The 17,913-nt window shown below is 52.8% G+C and carries 13 protein-coding genes; 3 read left to right on the forward strand and 10 right to left on the reverse strand.

From position 1 onward, the window contains the following. Nucleotides 1-15: 15 nt before the first annotated feature. From rarD to R6H26_RS22575, 5 genes are all read right to left on the reverse strand, one after another. Nucleotides 16-978, reverse strand: coding sequence for an EamA family transporter RarD (gene rarD / locus R6H26_RS22555; RefSeq protein WP_404785730.1), 963 nt, complete (start codon nucleotides 976-978; stop codon nucleotides 16-18). A 138-nt stretch (nucleotides 979-1,116) separates the two neighbouring features. Beyond that, complete coding sequence (locus tag R6H26_RS22560; protein WP_404785732.1) at nucleotides 1,117-1,485, reverse strand: bleomycin resistance protein; 369 nt, start codon at nucleotides 1,483-1,485, stop codon at nucleotides 1,117-1,119. Between the two features lie 295 nt (nucleotides 1,486-1,780). Next, nucleotides 1,781-2,965, reverse strand: coding sequence for an NAD(P)H-quinone oxidoreductase subunit H (locus tag R6H26_RS22565; RefSeq protein ID WP_404785733.1), 1,185 nt, complete (start codon nucleotides 2,963-2,965; stop codon nucleotides 1,781-1,783). Between the two features lie 302 nt (nucleotides 2,966-3,267). Next, complete coding sequence (gene ribBA / locus R6H26_RS22570; RefSeq protein WP_404785734.1) at nucleotides 3,268-4,944, reverse strand: bifunctional 3,4-dihydroxy-2-butanone-4-phosphate synthase/GTP cyclohydrolase II; 1,677 nt, start codon at nucleotides 4,942-4,944, stop codon at nucleotides 3,268-3,270. 160 nt (nucleotides 4,945-5,104) lie between these two features. Then, a complete protein-coding gene (locus tag R6H26_RS22575; protein ID WP_404785736.1) occupies nucleotides 5,105-7,426 on the reverse strand; it encodes an EAL domain-containing protein in 2,322 nt (773 codons plus the stop codon). Nucleotides 7,427-8,021: 595 nt separating this feature from the next. Between R6H26_RS22575 and argC the strand changes: the two genes are divergently transcribed. Then, nucleotides 8,022-9,086, forward strand: coding sequence for an N-acetyl-gamma-glutamyl-phosphate reductase (argC, locus tag R6H26_RS22580; RefSeq protein ID WP_404785738.1), 1,065 nt, complete (start codon nucleotides 8,022-8,024; stop codon nucleotides 9,084-9,086). 8 nt (nucleotides 9,087-9,094) lie between these two features. Here argC and R6H26_RS22585 read toward each other — a convergent pair whose 3' ends face one another. The 4 genes from R6H26_RS22585 to ureC all read right to left on the reverse strand — a co-directional run bounded on the left by R6H26_RS22585 (nucleotide 9,095) and on the right by ureC (nucleotide 15,784). After that, nucleotides 9,095-11,191 carry a putative bifunctional diguanylate cyclase/phosphodiesterase gene (locus R6H26_RS22585; protein ID WP_404785740.1) on the reverse strand — a complete coding sequence of 699 codons (2,097 nt, stop codon included), beginning with the start codon at nucleotides 11,189-11,191 and terminating at the stop codon, nucleotides 9,095-9,097. Beyond that, nucleotides 11,181-11,654 carry a response regulator gene (locus R6H26_RS22590; RefSeq protein WP_404785742.1) on the reverse strand — a complete coding sequence of 158 codons (474 nt, stop codon included), beginning with the start codon at nucleotides 11,652-11,654 and terminating at the stop codon, nucleotides 11,181-11,183. Before R6H26_RS22590 ends, R6H26_RS22585 begins: the two co-directional genes overlap by 11 nt. After that, entirely contained in the window at nucleotides 11,651-13,927 is a 2,277-nt protein-coding gene (locus R6H26_RS22595) for a CHASE4 domain-containing protein (protein WP_404785744.1), read from the reverse strand. The genes R6H26_RS22590 and R6H26_RS22595 overlap by 4 nt, the downstream gene beginning before the upstream one ends. Before the next feature lie 147 nt (nucleotides 13,928-14,074). Next, nucleotides 14,075-15,784: an urease subunit alpha gene (ureC, locus tag R6H26_RS22600; RefSeq protein WP_404785746.1), complete on the reverse strand. Its 1,710-nt coding sequence runs from the start codon at nucleotides 15,782-15,784 to the stop codon at nucleotides 14,075-14,077. A 175-nt stretch (nucleotides 15,785-15,959) separates the two neighbouring features. Here ureC and R6H26_RS22605 point away from each other — a divergent pair, with 175 nt between their 5' ends. After that, nucleotides 15,960-16,847 (forward strand): Rpn family recombination-promoting nuclease/putative transposase, encoded by an 888-nt coding sequence (locus tag R6H26_RS22605; RefSeq protein ID WP_404785748.1) that lies wholly within the window; start codon nucleotides 15,960-15,962, stop codon nucleotides 16,845-16,847. A 72-nt stretch (nucleotides 16,848-16,919) separates the two neighbouring features. Here the strand turns inward: R6H26_RS22605 and R6H26_RS22610 are convergent, their stop codons facing one another. Further along, nucleotides 16,920-17,303: a hypothetical protein gene (locus R6H26_RS22610; RefSeq protein WP_404785749.1), complete on the reverse strand. Its 384-nt coding sequence runs from the start codon at nucleotides 17,301-17,303 to the stop codon at nucleotides 16,920-16,922. A 63-nt stretch (nucleotides 17,304-17,366) separates the two neighbouring features. On the opposite strand from R6H26_RS22610, the gene pyrR reads away from it, so the two are divergent. Continuing rightward, nucleotides 17,367-17,903: a bifunctional pyr operon transcriptional regulator/uracil phosphoribosyltransferase PyrR gene (pyrR, locus tag R6H26_RS22615; protein ID WP_404785751.1), complete on the forward strand. Its 537-nt coding sequence runs from the start codon at nucleotides 17,367-17,369 to the stop codon at nucleotides 17,901-17,903. The last annotated feature ends 10 nt before the right edge of the window (nucleotides 17,904-17,913 follow it).

A 17,913-nucleotide genomic window follows, 5' to 3' on the forward strand; every position in this document is an offset into this window, starting at 1 on the left:
CGATGTAGATCTGTACTATGGCGAAGCAGCTCTGTTTTGGAGAATCGAAGTGGTTGAATAGAGCGCTAAAGCAGCCCAAATCAGGCTAAAAGTTACAAGATGAGCTTGGGTAAATGGTTCGTGGTAGACCAGTACTCCTAACCCCAACTGCAAACTAGGGGCAAGATACTGGAAAAAGCCTAGGGTGGAGAGCCGCAGACGCTGGGCAGCGTTGTTGAACCACAGCAGCGGTAGGGACGTGATGACGCCAGCGCCGACAAACAGCAGTGCGAGCGTAGCATTTTGCCCAAAATGGCTGGCGTGCTGGGTGTTGAGAAAGGCGAGATAGGCGATCGCCACGGGGGACAGCAAACAAGTCTCCACGGTCAGCCCTACCAAAGGACTGACCGGAATCAGCTTCCGCAATAGCCCATAAAATCCAAAGGATACGGCTAGGGTTAAGGCTAACCAAGGCACCTGTCCCAGAGATAGGACGGAGTTCAGCACCCCCAGGGTTGCCAACAAGACTGCACCGCTTTGTCCCCAAGTCAGCCGCTCTTTGAGAATGAGCACGCCCAACAAGACATTTACCAACGGGTTAATAAAATATCCCAGACTGGTTTCAATAATCTGGCTGGTGCTAACCCCATAGATATACAGCCCCCAGTTTAGAGACAAAATGGCGGAGGTGAGCAACAGCGGCAGCCATCGTCGCGGTGAAACCAGCAGTTTTTTTAGCTCCGGTAGATTTTGCTGAACCGCCAGCGCCATCAGCAGTAAAAGGCTCGACCAAACCATCCGGTGGCCTAGAATTTCAAGGGCCGGAACGGTGCCAAAATGCTTCCAGTACAGCGGCACGAGACCCCACGATCCGTAGGCAAGAAGGGCGTACAGTCCCCCAATATGATTGGGCGTAAAGGATTTCACAATTGCAAAATGTCCGATTAAACTGTCTGGCGGTAGGGGCGGGTGGAGCTGCAACGCTTTGAGGGAAAGCAACCATCGCTAACGTTCCGGTTGAGCGGCAACCTATCGCTTTTGTCGCAACAACAATCAACCTTGCAAATCCGCTCCAGCTGGGTTGTTATGCCGCTGCAATCATAGAGAGCCACATTTCAAAAACACCTTAAATGAACGCTAATCTTGCTGAGTCTCCTCAAAAAACGTGATGAGGTTGCCATCTTCATCTAAAACGCCAAATTCAAGCGTTCCCCAAGGCTTTTCCTGTAATGGCGCATTGGGATGAATGACCCCTTTGGGTTGAAATTCAGCATACAGCGCATCAATTTCTTTGACATTGACACGACATGCAGTGTTTTCAGCAATGTGTTTTTCAGAACATGCCCAAAAATGAATCTGTACCGCATCACGCTGAACGATACCGTAGACTGCTGGCTCTTCATAAATTTTGGCAAACCCAAACACAGAGCAATAAAACTGAATCGTCTTAGAGATATCAAGCGAAGCTAAGACTGGGACAACCGAGTTTAATGTTGGAATACTCATTTCACCTCCTGCCACTTGACCTGGCTTGCAAGTTGCTACGAGCGCCCTACAAATAAGCTCAAACTACTGTCTCACCCACGAATTTGAGGGAACTAAGCCTTAGACAATAACAAATGGTTTTTATGAACTGTCCCCATCGGGAACTTGCGGCATAACAAAATGCTTTCCCATACGGAGCGATCGGATGACGATGTAACGCGCTTTTTTAAACCCAAACAGCCGATGAGCGGGATACCCATCGGCTGGCGTCGATCGTCCCCTGAAAGGGTGCAAGGTATGTGCGCCCCTACGAAATTTATCGGTCTACAGAACCCATGATGACGTCAACGCTTCCCAAAATTGCAATGAGGTCGGCGACTTTATAGCCCTGGACCAATTTTGGCAAGATCTGGAGGTTGTTGAAATCCGGGGCCCGAATTTTCCAGCGCCAAGGGAAGACATTATCGCTGCCGATCAGATAAATGCCGAGTTCGCCCTTGCCTGTCTCTACCCGCGCGTAGAGTTCCCCTTCGGGTATTTTTGCAGTAGGTGCTAGCTTTTTACCTAAAAATTGGTAGTCAAACTCATTCCACTTGGACTTCTTGCCCTCCAGCATCCGGTTGGCTTCGAGGTTTTCGTAGGGTCCGCCGGGAAGCTGCTCTAGAGCTTGGCGCGTAATCTTGATCGACTCGCGCATTTCGCGGATGCGGACGGCATAGCGGGCGAGGCAGTCGCCGCCCGTCTCCCACTGCACGTCCCAGTCAAAGTCATCGTAGGATTCGTAATGGTCGACTTTCCGTAAATCCCAATCTACCCCAGAAGCGCGCAACATCGGGCCGGATAGCCCCCAGTTGATGGCTTCGTCGCGGGTGATGGTGCCAATCCCTTCGAGGCGTTTGCGAAAGATGGGGTTGTTGGTGATGAGCCGTTCGTACTCGTCTACTTTGGGCAGAAAGTAGTCGCAGAAGTCGAGGCATTTGGTGACCCAGCCGTAGGTGAGGTCTGCGGCGACGCCGCCCATGCGGAAGTAGTTATTGTTGATGAACCGCATGCCTGTGGCGGCTTCAAACAAGTCGTAGATGAGTTCCCGCTCGCGAAAGATATAAAAAAAGGGGGTTTGGGCGCCCACGTCTGCTAAGAAGGGGCCAAGCCAGAGCAGGTGGTTGGCAATCCGGTTCAGCTCTAGCATGATGACACGGATATAGCTGGCCCGTTTGGGGACTTTAATATCGGCTAGTTTTTCGGGGGCGTTGACGGTCACGGCCTCGTTGAACATGCCTGCGGCGTAATCCCAGCGGCTCACGTAGGGCACAAACATGATGTTGGTGCGGTTCTCGGCAATTTTTTCCATGCCGCGATGCAGGTACCCGATCACGGGTTCGCAGTCGATGACGTTTTCGCCGTCTAGGGTCACCATCAGCCGCAATACCCCGTGCATGGAGGGGTGGTGCGGTCCCATGTTGAGCACCATCGGCTCGGTTCTGGTTTCAATTGTGGTCATAGGTTAAAACGCCTTTGTACGGAGGGCGAAGCGCGAGCGCGACGAAAGTCGTTTGCATGGCCTTAATAGCCCTTCTACATAGTACAGAAGTTTGCTTAAGTCCATCATGCAGAATCTTTTGACTCATCATTTATGGAGATTATGTTCGCTCCAAGACCGCTACGGAGTCCTTCATCCGATTTTTCGATGATGTCTTCGAGAAAGGCGATCGCAGATGAGGCTGCAACTCAATCTCCACCGCCATGCCGCATCAAACCCACGGTTTTCTCTTCTATGGTAGGCGATCGCCCCCCATGCTCCCCTTACAACGAAACCGTATAAATCCGCTGGGTTTCCAGATGGTTGAGCGCCGATTGCGTCAGATTATGAGACTGCACATCCTGGCGATCTAGCTTGATTTGGAGCGTCTTGAAGGGATCTGTGCCGGGAGAAATAAGAAACTCGAACAGCGCCGCCTGGGGCCAAGTCCTCAGGTCTTCCAGAATACGGGCGATCGCCCCCATGTAGGGATGCCCTGGCTGCGTAAACCAATCTGCATCTGCCACCTGCGGCTGATCCAGCCCCAAATGCACCACCAGCGCCGAGCGACCGAAGATTGCCGTTGCGACGGGACGGGTTTCTTCTTGCAGGAGTAAATGCTGCGTATCGGCTAGGTGGCGGAGCTTTTCGAGACGCTCGTAGCTTTCGTCCTCCGTCGGTGTGTCCTTCCATTGAATGCCAATCGTCAATAAGAAAGTTTGCAGCAGCATGTGGCCGAGTTTTTCAGCCTTCGTGTTGAGATACGCCATATTAAACGACGTTGCCTCGATCAACAGCGGCACTCGACCCACTACGTCCAGGCCATAACCCTTGAGTCCGGCAATTTTACGCGGGTTGTTAGTAATCAGACGAATATTGTGGATGCCCAGATCGTTGAGGATCTGCGCTCCTACACCATAGTTGCGCAAATCTGCTGGGAAGCCTAACTTCTCATTGGCTTCGACGGTATCGAATCCCTTATCTTGTAACGTGTAGGCTTTGAGTTTGTTGATAAGGCCGATTCCGCGTCCCTCTTGACGCAGGTATACCACCACGCCTTCGCCTACGGCATCGATCATCTTGAGGGCCGCCTGCAACTGCATCCGGCAGTCGCAGCGCAGAGAACCGAGGGCATCTCCCGTCAGGCATTCGGAGTGGACGCGCACCATAATCGGGCGATCGCCAAATTTATCCACATCCCCCTTCACGATCGCGACGTGGTCTGAATTATCGAGGGTATTGCGGTAGCCGTAGATTTGGAATTGCCCGAACTCCGTCGGCAACTCCGCGACCGTTTCGCGATGGACAAAGCGCTCGTGCTGCAGCCGATAGCTAATTAAATCGGCAATGCTGATGATTTTAAGATGGTGTTCGCGAGCGTAGTCGATCAGCTCCGGCAATCTTGCCATCGAACCATTCGGGTTCTGGATTTCGCAGATCGCGCCCGCTGGGTAAAGCCCCGCCATGCGCGCCAAATCCACCGCCGACTCCGTGTGGCCCGCCCGCTTGAGCACGCCCCCCTCGCGCGATCGCAGCGGAAAAATATGCCCTGGTCGCCGGAGGTCGGAAGGCTGAGTGTTGGGATTAATGGCCACCTGAATGGTACGGGCGCGATCCTCTGCTGAAATGCCCGTGGAGACGCCGAGTGCTGGAGATGCGTCGATGCTGACCGTAAAAGCCGTCTGATTGCGATCCGTATTGTGAGTCACCATCAGGGGTAAGTCCAAGGCATCCAGGCGCTCGCCCGTCATGGCAAGGCAGATCAGCCCGCGTGCTTGAACCGCCATAAAATTAATCATTTCCGGCGTAGTAAACTGAGCCGCGCAGACGACATCGCCTTCATTTTCGCGGTTTTCATCATCCACCACCACAACTGCTCGCCCTGACTGGATATCGGCGAGTGCCGCTTCAATAGAGTCAAATTGAAATCGAGGAGATGCCGCCGATTGAGAGGAATTCAAGGCACTTACCGTAACGTTTCTTAATGGCTATTCTCATTCTAAAGGGTTGCATCCTCGGTAGAACAGCCTTACTTCAGTTTACGAGTTTTTTGTAATTCAAAACACAAAAGGGCTGCGGCTCGAAGCCCCCGTGCGGAGAGGCACCGCACTGTCGAGCGAACTATGCCGATTTGAACTGCGGCATGCTATCAAACATGCTATCAAACCAGTACCCTTGACCGTAAAGACAGCCATTTGCCTTCAGCAAAGCTAACTGTTGAGCCGTCTCGACGCCTTCCACGATGACTTTCAAGCCAAGGTTGTGCCCTAAATGAATGATGGCCTTTAGAATTTCGTGGTGCGCTGTGTCTTCCCGGACCTGAGCGACAAACGATCGATCGATTTTCAGCATGTTAATGGGAAAGCGATGGAGATGGCTCAGAGAAGAGTAGCCGATGCCAAAGTCATCAATGCAGATATCAATTTGGCGATCGCGCAAGGCTTGGAGCACAGACACCGCTAGGTCGGGATTCCCAATCAGCGTGCTTTCGGTAATTTCTAATTTCAAAGATCGCGCGTCTAGCCCCGTCTGCTTCAAGGTCAGGTCAATTTGGTGGAGCAGGTGTGGCTGAGAAAATTGGCGGGCAGATAGATTTACGTTAACGGTCAAGGCAGATCGTTGCGGGCCTTCTAACTGCCATTGCTTGAGTTGCCGACAGGCTTCTTGAAGCACCCACTGGCCGATCGGCTCGATCGAACCCGTTTCTTCAGCGACGGCCATAAACGCGCCCGGCATGACCAATCCGCGCTCGGGATGCTGCCACCGCAGGAGCGCCTCAAACCCGCTGAGCTTCTGGGTCTGAAGGTCGACAATTGGTTGATAGTAGAGCCAAAACTCTTGGCGTTCTAGGGCGCGTTGCAAATCGTGCTCTAAATGAAGGCGCTCCAAGGCCGCCGCGTGCATCGAAGTATCAAACGCTTCGTGGCGGCCCGGACCTTGCTGTTTGGCTTTGTACATGGCAATATCGGCATCCCGCAGGATTTGTTCGGCTTGGGTATAGTGGAGCGCGCCCAAGGCAATCCCAATACTGACGCTGACGAACATCTCATGCCCTTCTAGATTGATGGCAGGCTTGAGGGTGTAGCGGATCCGCTCGGCAACTTCTAGCGCATCCTCCAAACTTTTGACGTCTTCTAACAAAAAAACAAACTCATCGCCGCCGATCCGCGCGATGGTATCCCCTCTGCGCAGACTGGACTCAAGCCGTTGGGCGACGACTTTGAGAAGCGCATCGCCTAATACGTGTCCCAAACTATCGTTGATGACCTTAAACCGATCGAGGTCGAGGAATAAAACAGCGACTTGCGGCAAATCTTTGGTCGAGTAACGAGCCGCCCGTCGTTGGTTCATGTCGAGGGCGTGCTGCAAGCGTTCGGTCAGCAAGGCCCGGTTGGGTAAATTCGTTAAGGGATCGTGAAAGGCGTGGTGTCGCAGTTGCTCTTCAACGCGCCTGCATTCTGCCAGTTCCGTCCGAGTGGTTTGGTACAGTTGGGCCTGATGCATGGCGATCGCGCACCGATCGACCACGGCAACCATGAGGGCGAGTTCGCCTTCGTTCCACTCCCGTTCGCGATCGCACTGTTGCAGGCACATGAAGCCGATGAATGCTTGCTGGTGCATTATGGGGACCAGCACGACGGCTTTAAACCCAAACTCAGCCGCTGTGGCTTGCAACGCCTCGGGAAGCGAGTCGTCTATCCGAGACAATGCAACACTTTGACCCCGTTCCAAAGCAGCTCGATACGCGACATACAAGGGACAACTGTAAGGCTGGCCGATCGTCTCGGCGCGATTGGGCATTGAATGGCTGGCGTAGGCAAGCTGCAATTGCCCCTCTGGCGACTGCCAAACGATAAAGGATTGGCTGATGCCAAGTGCATCCTGAATTTCTTCAGTCGTGACTTGCAGGACGTCCTCGAGCACTAAGGGTTCTCGCATGGCTTGAATGATGCGGTTCAAAATTGCTTCCCGCCAAGCCTGCTGTTTCAGTTGCATCATTGCACGATGCTGCTGTCGGCGCAGATCGAATTCTTTGAGGGCGCGCTCGATTGCCAGCGGCAGTCGAACCAACCGATCTTTGAGGATGCAGTCGGTCATCCCAGCCTTAATGCACTCGACGGCAGCTTCTTCGCCGAGGCTCCCCGTCACTAAAATGAATGGAATCTCTTGTCCAGATGCCTGCAAGCGCTGGAAAGCTTCGAGTCCGGTGCAGTTTGACAAACGGTACTCCGAGCACACAATATCGTAAGTTTGCCTGCGCAAACAATCTTCAAAAGTTTCTATATCGTCCGCAAGATCGTGGGTGAAGGGAAGACGGGCTTCTTTGAGAGTCAGCACGATCCGTTGTGCATCTTCCGCTGCATCTTCTAAAAAAAGACATCGCAGCGGTGTGGGAGAATTGATGGGGATCGGCTCTTGGGTTATCTGGGGCAGGTGCGACATAAGACTATAGCCTAAAGTTTAAAACGGGCCATTAATCGGCATCTAGTACAGGCGTATCTGTTCAGAAACTCGGGCGACCTCAAAGGTAAGCTGAATCAATTCAATGCCATGGGGTTGCAGCTATCGTCTTTTACCTATAAAGTTCAACGGGTCTGATGTTCGAGCCTTATCGGCCTAAATTTCAATCTTTCTAGGATAACTTTTCTATCACGAGAGAATTTATCTAAAGATAAAAAAAATGAGGCTATACCTCGATCTAGCTGATTCTTTGGATTTAGCTCATAACTCAATGTAATGACGTTTGATGCTGCGGCACGTCGCTCTCAACAGGAAAAATATCAATGAATTGTCTTCAACAAAAGCATCTTTTCGGTCGCGGGTATTGTGAGGATAGAGTGCAATAATTGCGGTACCGCAAATCTTCTGTGCGGAAGCGCTGGGGGTGTTTCTACAGCTTCGAGAAGAACCTTTTGCTACCTTCCCTCCTTCAAAATGGTAGATCTGGCGCGCGTTACACTACAATCCCTGCCGTTTGGTACTACAATGCATCAACAGTTCGAGCATCGAACGCTAAACCGAATCAGTAGGATATCTCATGGATACGGGGTCTCAGACAAAGGTACCAGTTGCGATCGTTGGCGCTTCGGGATATGGCGGGGTTCAGCTCGTGCGCCTGCTCCTGGACCATCCCAATGTCGAGGTAGTTTATTTGGGGGGGGACAGTAGCGCGGGTCAACCCTTTGGCGACCTATATCCTCATCTGAGCCATCGCACGAAGCTGGTCGTCGAACCCATCGATTTGGACGAGATTGCCCGCCGCGCTCAGGTGGTGTTTCTCTCTTTGCCCAATGGATTGGCGGTGCAGATCGCTGCGCCCCTCATTGAAAAAGGCTGTAAGGTTTTGGATTTGTCTGCTGACTACCGATTTTCAGACCTCAGCACCTACGAGCATTGGTACGGTCAAGCCCGCACGGACCGCGAAGTAGCGACAAAAGCGGTCTATGGCTTACCAGAAATCAATCGCAGCCGATTGGCGATCGCCCAACTGGTAGGTTGTCCGGGTTGCTACCCAACGGCCAGCCTGCTGGCGCTGGCCCCTCTCCTCAAGCAGGGCTTCATCGGACTCGACAGCATTATCATCGATGCAAAGTCCGGGACTTCAGGGGGCGGGCGACAGGGGAAGGTTCCCATGTTACTGGCGGAAGCCGATGGTTCGATTGGGGCCTATGGCGTAGCGCACCACCGCCACACCCCAGAAATCGAGCAGATTTGCCGCGAACTCTCGGGGCAGGACATGATGGTGCAGTTTACACCCCATCTAGTGCCCATGCCGCGCGGCATCTTAGCGACGGTTTACGCCAGCCTTCGCGATCCGGGATTGGTGGGGGAAGACCTAATCACCATTTACTCTGCGTTCTATCGCGCTTCGCCTTGGGTTCGGATTTTACCGACGGGCGTATTTCCGCAGACAAAGTGGGCCTGCGGGACCAATCTCTGCTACATCGGCATTGAGGTGGACGAGCGCACGGGCCGAGCGATCGTGATTTCGGCGATCGATAATCTGATCAAGGGACAGGCCGGGCAGGCCATCCAGTGCCTCAATTTGATGATGGGCTGGGATGAAACGTTGGGCTTGCCGCAGTTAGCCTTTTATCCGTAGCTCTTACCTTAGCTGAAGAGCGCAGGTTCTAATGCTGCCAACAGCCGCTCGATTTCCAAGGGTGGAAGGGGTTTAGCCAGCAGATAGCCTTGGGCAAAATCGCAGCCCAACGCTTTAAGCTGTCGGAGCTGAGATTCCGTTTCGACCCCCTCGGCGATCGCCATCATTCCCAGATTTTGAGCCAGCGTAATAATTACTTTGACAATTTCCGCATTGTCCGGGTCGGTTTCGAGCAGCCGAATAAACGAAATATCAATTTTGAGCGTATCGAGCGGCAAACTGTGGAGCATGCTCAGTGAAGAATAGCCGGTTCCAAAATCATCCACCTGAATTTGAATCCCTAAAGCCTGAAGCTGCGTCAGAATCTGAACCGCTGCTGGGGGGTTTTCAACAATCATGGTTTCCGTAATTTCAATCTTGAGCCGATGGGGAGGAAACCCAGTCCGATCTAGGGTGGCTTGGATCTGTTTGACTAAGTTGGTTTCAGAAAATTGCTTTGCAGATAAATTAACGCTGACCGTGAACGACCGCGCAGTCGGGAACTGGTTCTGCCAAAGGTGCATTTGGCGACAAGCCTCTTGGATTACCCATTGACCGATGGGTAAAATGAGACCCGTTTCTTCTGCAATGGGAATAAACTCGGCAGGTGAGATCGGACCTCGCGTGGGATGAGACCAGCGGATCAGTGCCTCAAAACCAGCGATCGCATTTGTGGCAAGCGACCAAATGGGCTGATAAAACAACTGAAACTGCTCTGATTCCATGGCACCGCGCAAGTCGGTTTCGAGCTGAAGAGACCGCTGTGCCTGTTGGTGCATGGTGTTCTCAAAGACTGCATACTGCGATTTCCCAGCGGCTTTGGCGCGATACATTGCAGTGTCCGCATCCCGCAGCAGATCTTCGGGCTGTTGGGAAAGGGAGAGTTGGGCAGGGCGGTCATTGAAGGCAATCCCGATGCTTCCAGAAATATAAACGGTATGCCCCTGTAGGTTAAACGGTCTTGCCAGCGCTTGGTTGATGCGCGTGGCGATATGTTCTGCATCTTGATGGGACTGAAGGTTTTCCAGCAGAATCGCAAATTCGTCGCCCCCCAATCGCGCCACCACATCTCCCGGTCTCAGGGAGTCTTCTAGGCGCTGAGCTACTGCTTGCAAGAGCCGATCGCCAATGGCGTGTCCTAGACTATCGTTGACGACCTTAAAGCGATCGCAGTCTAAAAACAGTACGGCCAACTGGTAGCCAGATTGACGTTCAATGCGACTAAACGCCCGCCTCAGCTGTTCTAGAAACAAGGCTCGGCTGGGAAGCCTGGTGAGCTGGTCGAAGAGCGCAACGTGATGGGTTAAGTCGGTTTGAGAACCCGCTATTCTGAGGATGCTCCCTCGGTCGTCGCGCACTGCCAGCCCCTGGCTGAGCACCCAACGGTAGCTGTCATCTTTGTGACGAATGCGGTACTCGCTCCGAAAGACCGCCTTTTCGCCAGACAAATGGCTCCTCAGCTCCACCTCAACCCGCGCTTTGTCTTCTGGATGAATGCGGTCAACCCATTCTTGGGGCGTTGGCCGCAATTCATGTAATTCATACCCCAAAATTGCAAGCCAGCGGGGCGAAAAATAAATGGTTCGAGTTTGCCAATTCCAGTCCCAAATGCCATCGTTGGAGGCCTGGGCAACCAGTGCGTACTGCTGCTCTTTTTCTTTTAGCGCAGCTAGGGTGAGCGCGTGATTGAGCGTATAGCGAATGGAGCGCTCTACCATTGCGGGGGTGATGTCTGCTTTGACGAGATAGTCTGATGCGCCCGCCTTCATTGCTGCGAGGTCAGTATCGCGATTGCTCTGACCCGTGAGCATAATGATGGGAACCGTTAAGTGCTGAGCTGCAGCAGCATTGAGCAGCTCGATGCCAGTGTTTTTGCCAAGCTGGTAGTCCGATAGACACACATCGAAGGCTTGGGTACGCAGGATCTCTAAAGCGGTTTCCATCGTCGTAACCCAGGTAACGGCGATGGAAACGCTAGAGATCTCCGAGAGCACGTCCGAGGTCAACAGATAGTCATCCTCATCGTCCTCGACTAGCAGTAGCTTTAAAGCATCCTTACCCAGCATTGTTTGAGTACCCTTCGCGCGGAAGCCGCACGACTGAAAACCAGTATTTGCCTAGTGTATTGAGAACGTCAACTAAAGCGTCAAAGGTGACGGGTTTAGTAATGTAGGAGTTTGCGCCAATGTCGTAGCTTCGGTAAACGTCTCCCTGCGAGCTAGAGGTTGTGAGTACCACGACCGGAATATGGCGCAGTTTAGGGTTTGCTTTAATTTCGCGGAGCGCTTCGCGACCGTCCTTTCGAGGCATATTCAGATCTAGCAAAATCAAGTCGGGTAGGAGCGAGCGGCTCGATTCGTCGGGTTCTAAACAGCGATTGAGGTAGTCGATCAGCACTTCTCCATCGTTCGCAAAGGTGAGACTATAGGGTAACCCACTTTCTTCGAACGCATCTTGGGCAAACATGCGATCGTCTTCGTCGTCGTCAGCCATTAAAACAACGAGTCGATGCTTTGGAACTGCGGTCATGGGGTGCGGTCTCCTTCACTTTTGGGCTGCTCGAGCGGCAAGACGACGATGAATGTCGCGCCTTGACCGGGGGTGCTTTGGGCCGTAAGCTGGCCGCCGTGACGCTCGACAATTTTGGCGCACACAGCTAAGCCAATCCCGGTCCCTTCGTATTCATTGCGTCCGTGCAGGCGCTGAAACACTTTAAAGATTCGGTCTAGATACTTTTCATCAAAGCCGATTCCGTTATCGGACACTGCGATACGACAAAAAGACTGCGCCGAGTCCGAGTTCCCTGAGCGTTCTTCGCTGCATTGAATGCAGATGATGGGCGGAACGCTGGGCTGCTGAAACTTGAGGGCGTTGCCGATCAAATTTTGAAAGAGCTGCCGCATTTGAAGCGCATCCGCCTCAAGGGTGGGCATGGGTCCAACGCTCACTCGAGCGCGGGTCTCCTGCACGCGCACTTCTAAGTCGCCCAAAACGTCCTGAAGCAGCGTTGAGAGCGATAGGGATATAAAACCCCGCGATTGCGTGGTAACGCGAGAAAAGGCCAGCAGGTCTTGGATGAGGGTGCGCATTCGACCCGCTGCATTTTGCATGCGCGCTAGGTAGTCGTGCCCTTGTTCGTCCAAGGTTTTATCGTACTTGCGCTTGAGGCGATCGCCAAAGGCTTCGATTTTGCGCAGTGGCTCTTGCAAATCGTGGGATGCAATATAGGCAAACTGCTCTAGTTCTTGATTGGAGCGGGCCAGTTCTTCTGCCTGACGGGCAAGCAGTTGGGCGGCAGCTTTGCGATCGCTGATGTCCGTCAGAGAACCCGCCATCCGGTAGGGTGTTCCTTGACTGTCCCGAACGGCTGACCCCCGACACATAACCCAGCACTCCGTACCGTCTTTGCGGATCGTCCGATGCTCGTGTTCGAGATAGGGGGTGTGCCCCTCTAAATGCGCTTTAATGGCCGCCTTAAATTCCGGCAAATCCTGAGCGTGCTGATGTCCAAACCACGCCTCTAAGGACTGCTCGAATTCTGTCTCGGCATAGCCCAGAATCTTTTCCCAGCGCGGTGAAAAGTAAACAGTATCGTTCTGTAAATCCCAGTCCCAAATGCCATCGTTAGCGCCGATGACCGCTAAGGTATAGCGTTCTTCGCTACTTTGAAGGGCCTGCTGCGCCTGTTGGAGCCGATCTAAGGTGTGATTAATGGTCTCAGCCAACTGCGTTAGCTCGTCCTGTCCTGGGAGATGGACCCGTGCGAGCAGCGTGCCTTGGGAGCCGATCGTGCTAACCCCTTGGCTCAGGTGGCTCAACCTGGATAAAATAAAGCGCTCTAGAAGAAAAAGCACAAGGGCACAGAAGGCAAGGCCGATGAGCAACGTAGACCAAAAGTAGTAATTAAGACTATTTAACCCCTGGACATAGATTTCGCGATCGTTTTCGGCCTTGAGCACCAGTGCGGGGTTCCCAAACACATCGTTGACTCGCACGTAGCTCGTAATAGAGTTCTCTCCTGCGATCTCGGCTGCGATCGCAGTGTTTTGAAGCTTGGTATGAATGAGCCTTTGAATTTCTTTGGGAAGCTGTGACTCTGGATAGGGGTAAAGCGTGACCGGAAGCTGCACGTTGTCAGACAGTTTCTTAAGCATGGGCGGATCGATAAAGCGCCCCATACTCAGCACCCCATTTTCTCGCCCCGTCCCTTCACTTTTAAGGATCGGCTGACTCGTAACCAGCATTGGCCCTGCCGATGAGGACAAAACCCCTAGTACTTTGCCCTGTCCAGAGCCGTTTAAGTCTTTGACGCTGAACGAAGTATATTTTATAAACTCTGAGGGCGGATCGATCGTGCTGGACGTATAAAAATCTAATCCCTTTTTTGCCAGCAGTTTGCCAGATTGATTTTTGATCGCGATTGTATTTATTTTTAAGCTTCCGAAGATAGTTTCGTAGAGCTGCGTTTGGACATATTGAGGGTTACGGCCTTCCGCAAAGCGATAGGTTTCATCCCATGTGGAGTAGTCCGTTGTGACATCATTGAGCCGAGCGATCTCGCTGGTCAGTGCACTTTGAAGGCGTGCGGCATTAGTGAGAGCGCGGTCTTCTTCAATGCGCGCAAAGTTTCCTAACAAAATGGTGCGTACCGCTGCAAATTGGGTCAAAAAAAGAACCGCAAAGCTTCCGGCCACAATGGATGTCACCTTCAGGCGAAGTCCCTCCCAATAATGAGGGGGCTTGCCTAACGATATAACGTTGGTCTGAATGGACTTCAGCGGTTCAGGTATGGCTTCTTGCATGCAGAGTAACTTTGGGGGCACTAGAGCTTTGCTTGGGCAACAACCACGGCAAGCTCATAATGTCAGTTTGCCCAAAATTACAGAGAATACGTGAAGTACCCGACGCCGATCTGAGTACAGTACAGCGCGGGGCTTCCCGTCCAGAAGCTAAAACAGGAAATACCGTTGGGCCATGGGCAGTACCGTTGCGGGTTCGCAGGTAAGGAGTTCCCCATCGGCACGGACTTCGTAGGTTTCAGGGTTGACTTCCATGTGCGGCATGGCATCATTAAGCTTCATGTCGCGCTTGGTCAGCTTGCGAATGCCCGATACAGCCACCGCCTGCTTTTGCAGGTTCAGTTTTTCAGGAATATCGCGCTTGAGGGCAGCCTTTGAAACAAAAGTCAGCGATGTTGCTGCCATCGCCCCGCCGTAGCTGCCAAACATCGGGCGCATGTGGACGGGTTGTGGCGTGGGGATGCTGGCGTTGGCGTCGCCCATTTGCGCCCAAGCGATCGCGCCACCTTTGAGGACCATCTCGGGCTTTACGCCAAACATGGCAGGTCGCCACAGACACAGATCTGCCAGTTTGCCCACTTCCACGGAGCCGACATGGTTAGCAATACCGTGGGTGATAGCAGGGTTGATAGTGTACTTGGCGATATAACGCTTGGCGCGGAAGTTGTCGTTGCGTTCGGAGTCTTGGGCTAAGGATCCGCGCTGCACTTTCATTTTGTGCCCTGTCTGCCAGGTGCGAATAATTACTTCCCCAATGCGGCCCATGGCTTGAGAGTCCGATGAAATCATGCTGAAGGCGCCTAGATCGTGGAGGATATCTTCGGCGGCAATGGTTTCGCGGCGGATGCGGGACTCGGCAAAGGAGATATCTTCGGGAATGTTGGGGTCGAGGTGGTGACACACCATGAGCATATCCAGGTGCTCGTCGAGGGTGTTGAGGGTGTAGGGTCGCGTGGGATTGGTGGAAGAAGGCAGGACGTTGGCTTCAGCGCAGACTTTGATGATGTCCGGGGCGTGGCCGCCTCCCGCGCCTTCGGTGTGGTAGGTGTGAATGACGCGCCCTTTGAAGGCGGCGATGGTGTCTTCGACAAATCCGGCTTCGTTGAGGGTGTCGGTGTGGATGGCGACTTGGACGTCGTAGTCGTCGGCGACGCTGAGGCAGGTATCGATGGCGGCGGGGGTGGTTCCCCAGTCTTCGTGGAGTTTGAGTCCCATTGCACCTGCTTCGACCTGTTCTTCGAGTCCGTCGGGTTGGGCGCTATTGCCTTTGCCAAGAAAGCCGATGTTCATGGGAAAGGCATCTGCGGCTTGAAGCATGCGGTGCATGTGCCAGGGGCCAGGGGTGCAGGTGGTGGCGCTGGTGCCAGCGGCGGGACCCGTGCCGCCGCCAATCATGGTGGTGATGCCCGAGGCGATCGCCACTTCGATCTGCTGGGGGCAAATGAAGTGAATGTGGGTATCGATGCCGCCTGCGGTGAGGATGAGTCCTTCTCCGGCGATCGCCTCGGTGCCGGGGCCGATGATGATATTGACGTTGTCTTGAATGTAAGGATTACCTGCTTTGCCGATCGCTGCAATCTGTCCGTCTTTGATGCCGATATCGGCTTTGACGATGCCCCACCAGTCCAGAATGAGCGCGTTGGTAATTACGGTATCTACGGCACCGTCTTTGTTGGTAATGGGAGATTGCCCCATGCCGTCTCGAATCACTTTGCCACCGCCAAATTTCACTTCGTCGCCGTAGGTGGTGTAGTCCTGTTCGACTTCAACGAACAGCTCGGTGTCGGCCAGACGAATGCGATCGCCGACGGTTGGCCCAAAGGTTTCCGCGTAGGCACGGCGACTCATGCGATAACTCATGAAAACTCCTCACAATTGAATGTCTGGGCGCAGGTTGGGGGCGATGCAGTTTTTTCTTTCCCCACAATAGAGGATTTCTGAGCTAAGGCTGTGCGCTAGAAATCAATTTCTCCCTAAAACGAGGAAAATACAATTTCGCGGTAAACTATGCCCTTAGTCTCTTTCCTCTGTACTCATGCCCTTTGATAACACCTGTAAATTTATTGCTGAGAACTTCAGCGTAGATATCGCAACTTGGTTATTGGGTGCTCCGACTGAGTTAACAAAACTGGAGCCTTCAGAATTGTTCGCCGAACCAATTCGGGCTGATGCAGTCATTTTCTTGGAGTCAAAAGATTTATTAGCCCATATCGAATTTCAGACAGATCCTGACCCTGAAATAGGTTTTAGGATGACGGATTACAGGCTCAGAGGATTTCGCCGCTACCCCAACAAGCAGATGCGGCAGATTGTGATTTATTTGAGGCCAACCCAGTCTGCAAGGGTTTATCAAACCCATTTTGAGTTACCCGGTCTGCGACATGAATTTGAAGTTATACGGTTGTGGGAGCAGCCAACAGAGATTTTTCTTTCTTCCCCAGGCTTATTACCTTTTGCGGTTTTGAGCCAGACCAATGAACGAATGGATGTTTTAAGGGAAGTGGCTCGGAGGGTGGACGAGATTTCAGACAAGCGATCGCAGAGTAATGTCGCGGCGGCGAGCGCCATTCTGGCTGGTTTATTATTAGAGAAAGCGGTGATTCATCGAATATTGCGGAGCGACGTTATGCGAGAGTCTGTGATTTATCAAGAAATTGAGGCTGAAGCTGAGGCTAGAGGTGAGGCTAGAGGTGAGGCTAGAGGTGAGGCTAGAGGTGAGGCTAGAGGTGAGGCTAGGGGCAAGATGCTAGGGGAACTCGATCTGGTTTTGCGGCTTCTTACCCGTCGTGTGGGCACGATCGCCCCTGAAGGTGAGGCCCAAATTCGATCGCTTTCGCTGACTCAACTTGAAGAACTCGGCGAAGCTCTGTTGGATTTCTCGCAACCCTCGGATCTGAGTGATTGGTTGCAATCGCAGATTTAGGAGAACAATGCGATCGTTCTTCCTAAGCCAGCTTGAAGTACTCGGTGAAATCCAGTTGGATTTCTCAAGCTGTCATATAAGGTGATGCAGGATTTGTCCCTGGCTATTAATCACATCGCGGACAGAGCCTTGCTGGTCGCTCAAGGCCCTGTCCGTCGTATTTTTGTCCTCGATTAAACGATTCAGGCGATCGTATTCATAGGTCGTTCGATTCTTCTCTGGATCCGTCAGCCAGAGCAAATTCCTGTTTGCATCGCAGTCATACTGGGTCAAACCCTTCAGCGGATCCGTTTGGGTAATCAGGCGATTAAGCGCATCATAGCCGTAGCGCGTGGTTTGATTGAGCGTCTCCGTCGTCGCGATCGCATTCCTCAACGCATCATAGGTCGTTGAACTGCGTTGATTTAAGTCATCGATCGCTTCCATCTGTCGATCGAGAGAAAATACTAAAATCAAGAAATGGCAGCATTCCTGGCCAAGGGACGATCGAAACCACTTTTTCTCTCAGGTGCAAAACACATGACCGCCACCATTGTTGAAATATTGAGCGATCGAGAGCTACGGCGCACGATTACGCGCTTGGCCTCCCAGGTGGTGGAACGCTGCCGTCAGTTAGATCGACTCGTGATTCTGGGCGTCCTCACCCACGGTTTGCCACTCGCCAAGCTTTTGGCACAGCAAATCGAGCACTTAGAGCAGGTTCGGGTTCCCGTGGGAGCCTTGGACATTACCTTTTATCGCGACGATTTAGATCGCATCACCGTGCGAACCCCCGGCAAAACCGACCTCCCCACGGATTTGACGGGCAAAACAGTGGTGCTCGTAGACGATGTGATTTACAGCGGTCGTACCGTACGGGCAGCGCTTAACGCCATCCACGACTACGGTCGTCCCAGCTTGATTCAGTTGGTTGTCCTCATCGATCGCGGACATCGGGAATTACCCATTCACCCGGACTTTGTCGGCAAAGTGCTGCCCACCGCACGCGATGAAAAAGTAAAGGTATTTCTGCAAGAAACCGACGGTCGCGATGCAGTAGAACTGGTGAGAGGTTAGCCCTAGAGAC

It is taken from the genome of Altericista sp. CCNU0014, from assembly GCF_044923475.1.
Taxonomy (GTDB): Bacteria; Cyanobacteriota; Cyanobacteriia; order Thermosynechococcales; family Thermosynechococcaceae; genus JAAURS01.

Coding starts and splice junctions, on each gene's coding strand:
- R6H26_RS22560 (WP_404785732.1), bottom strand. CDS start 1,485: ATGAGTATTCCAACATTAAACTCGGTTGTCCCAGTCTTAGCTTCGCTT.
- R6H26_RS22565 (WP_404785733.1), bottom strand. CDS start 2,965: ATGACCACAATTGAAACCAGAACCGAGCCGATGGTGCTCAACATGGGA.
- R6H26_RS22575 (WP_404785736.1), bottom strand. CDS start 7,426: ATGTCGCACCTGCCCCAGATAACCCAAGAGCCGATCCCCATCAATTCT.
- argC (WP_404785738.1), top strand. CDS start 8,022: ATGGATACGGGGTCTCAGACAAAGGTACCAGTTGCGATCGTTGGCGCT.
- R6H26_RS22585 (WP_404785740.1), bottom strand. CDS start 11,191: ATGCTGGGTAAGGATGCTTTAAAGCTACTGCTAGTCGAGGACGATGAG.
- R6H26_RS22590 (WP_404785742.1), bottom strand. CDS start 11,654: ATGACCGCAGTTCCAAAGCATCGACTCGTTGTTTTAATGGCTGACGAC.
- R6H26_RS22595 (WP_404785744.1), bottom strand. CDS start 13,927: ATGCAAGAAGCCATACCTGAACCGCTGAAGTCCATTCAGACCAACGTT.
- ureC (WP_404785746.1), bottom strand. CDS start 15,784: ATGAGTTATCGCATGAGTCGCCGTGCCTACGCGGAAACCTTTGGGCCA.
- R6H26_RS22605 (WP_404785748.1), top strand. CDS start 15,960: ATGCCCTTTGATAACACCTGTAAATTTATTGCTGAGAACTTCAGCGTA.
- pyrR (WP_404785751.1), top strand. CDS start 17,367: ATGACCGCCACCATTGTTGAAATATTGAGCGATCGAGAGCTACGGCGC.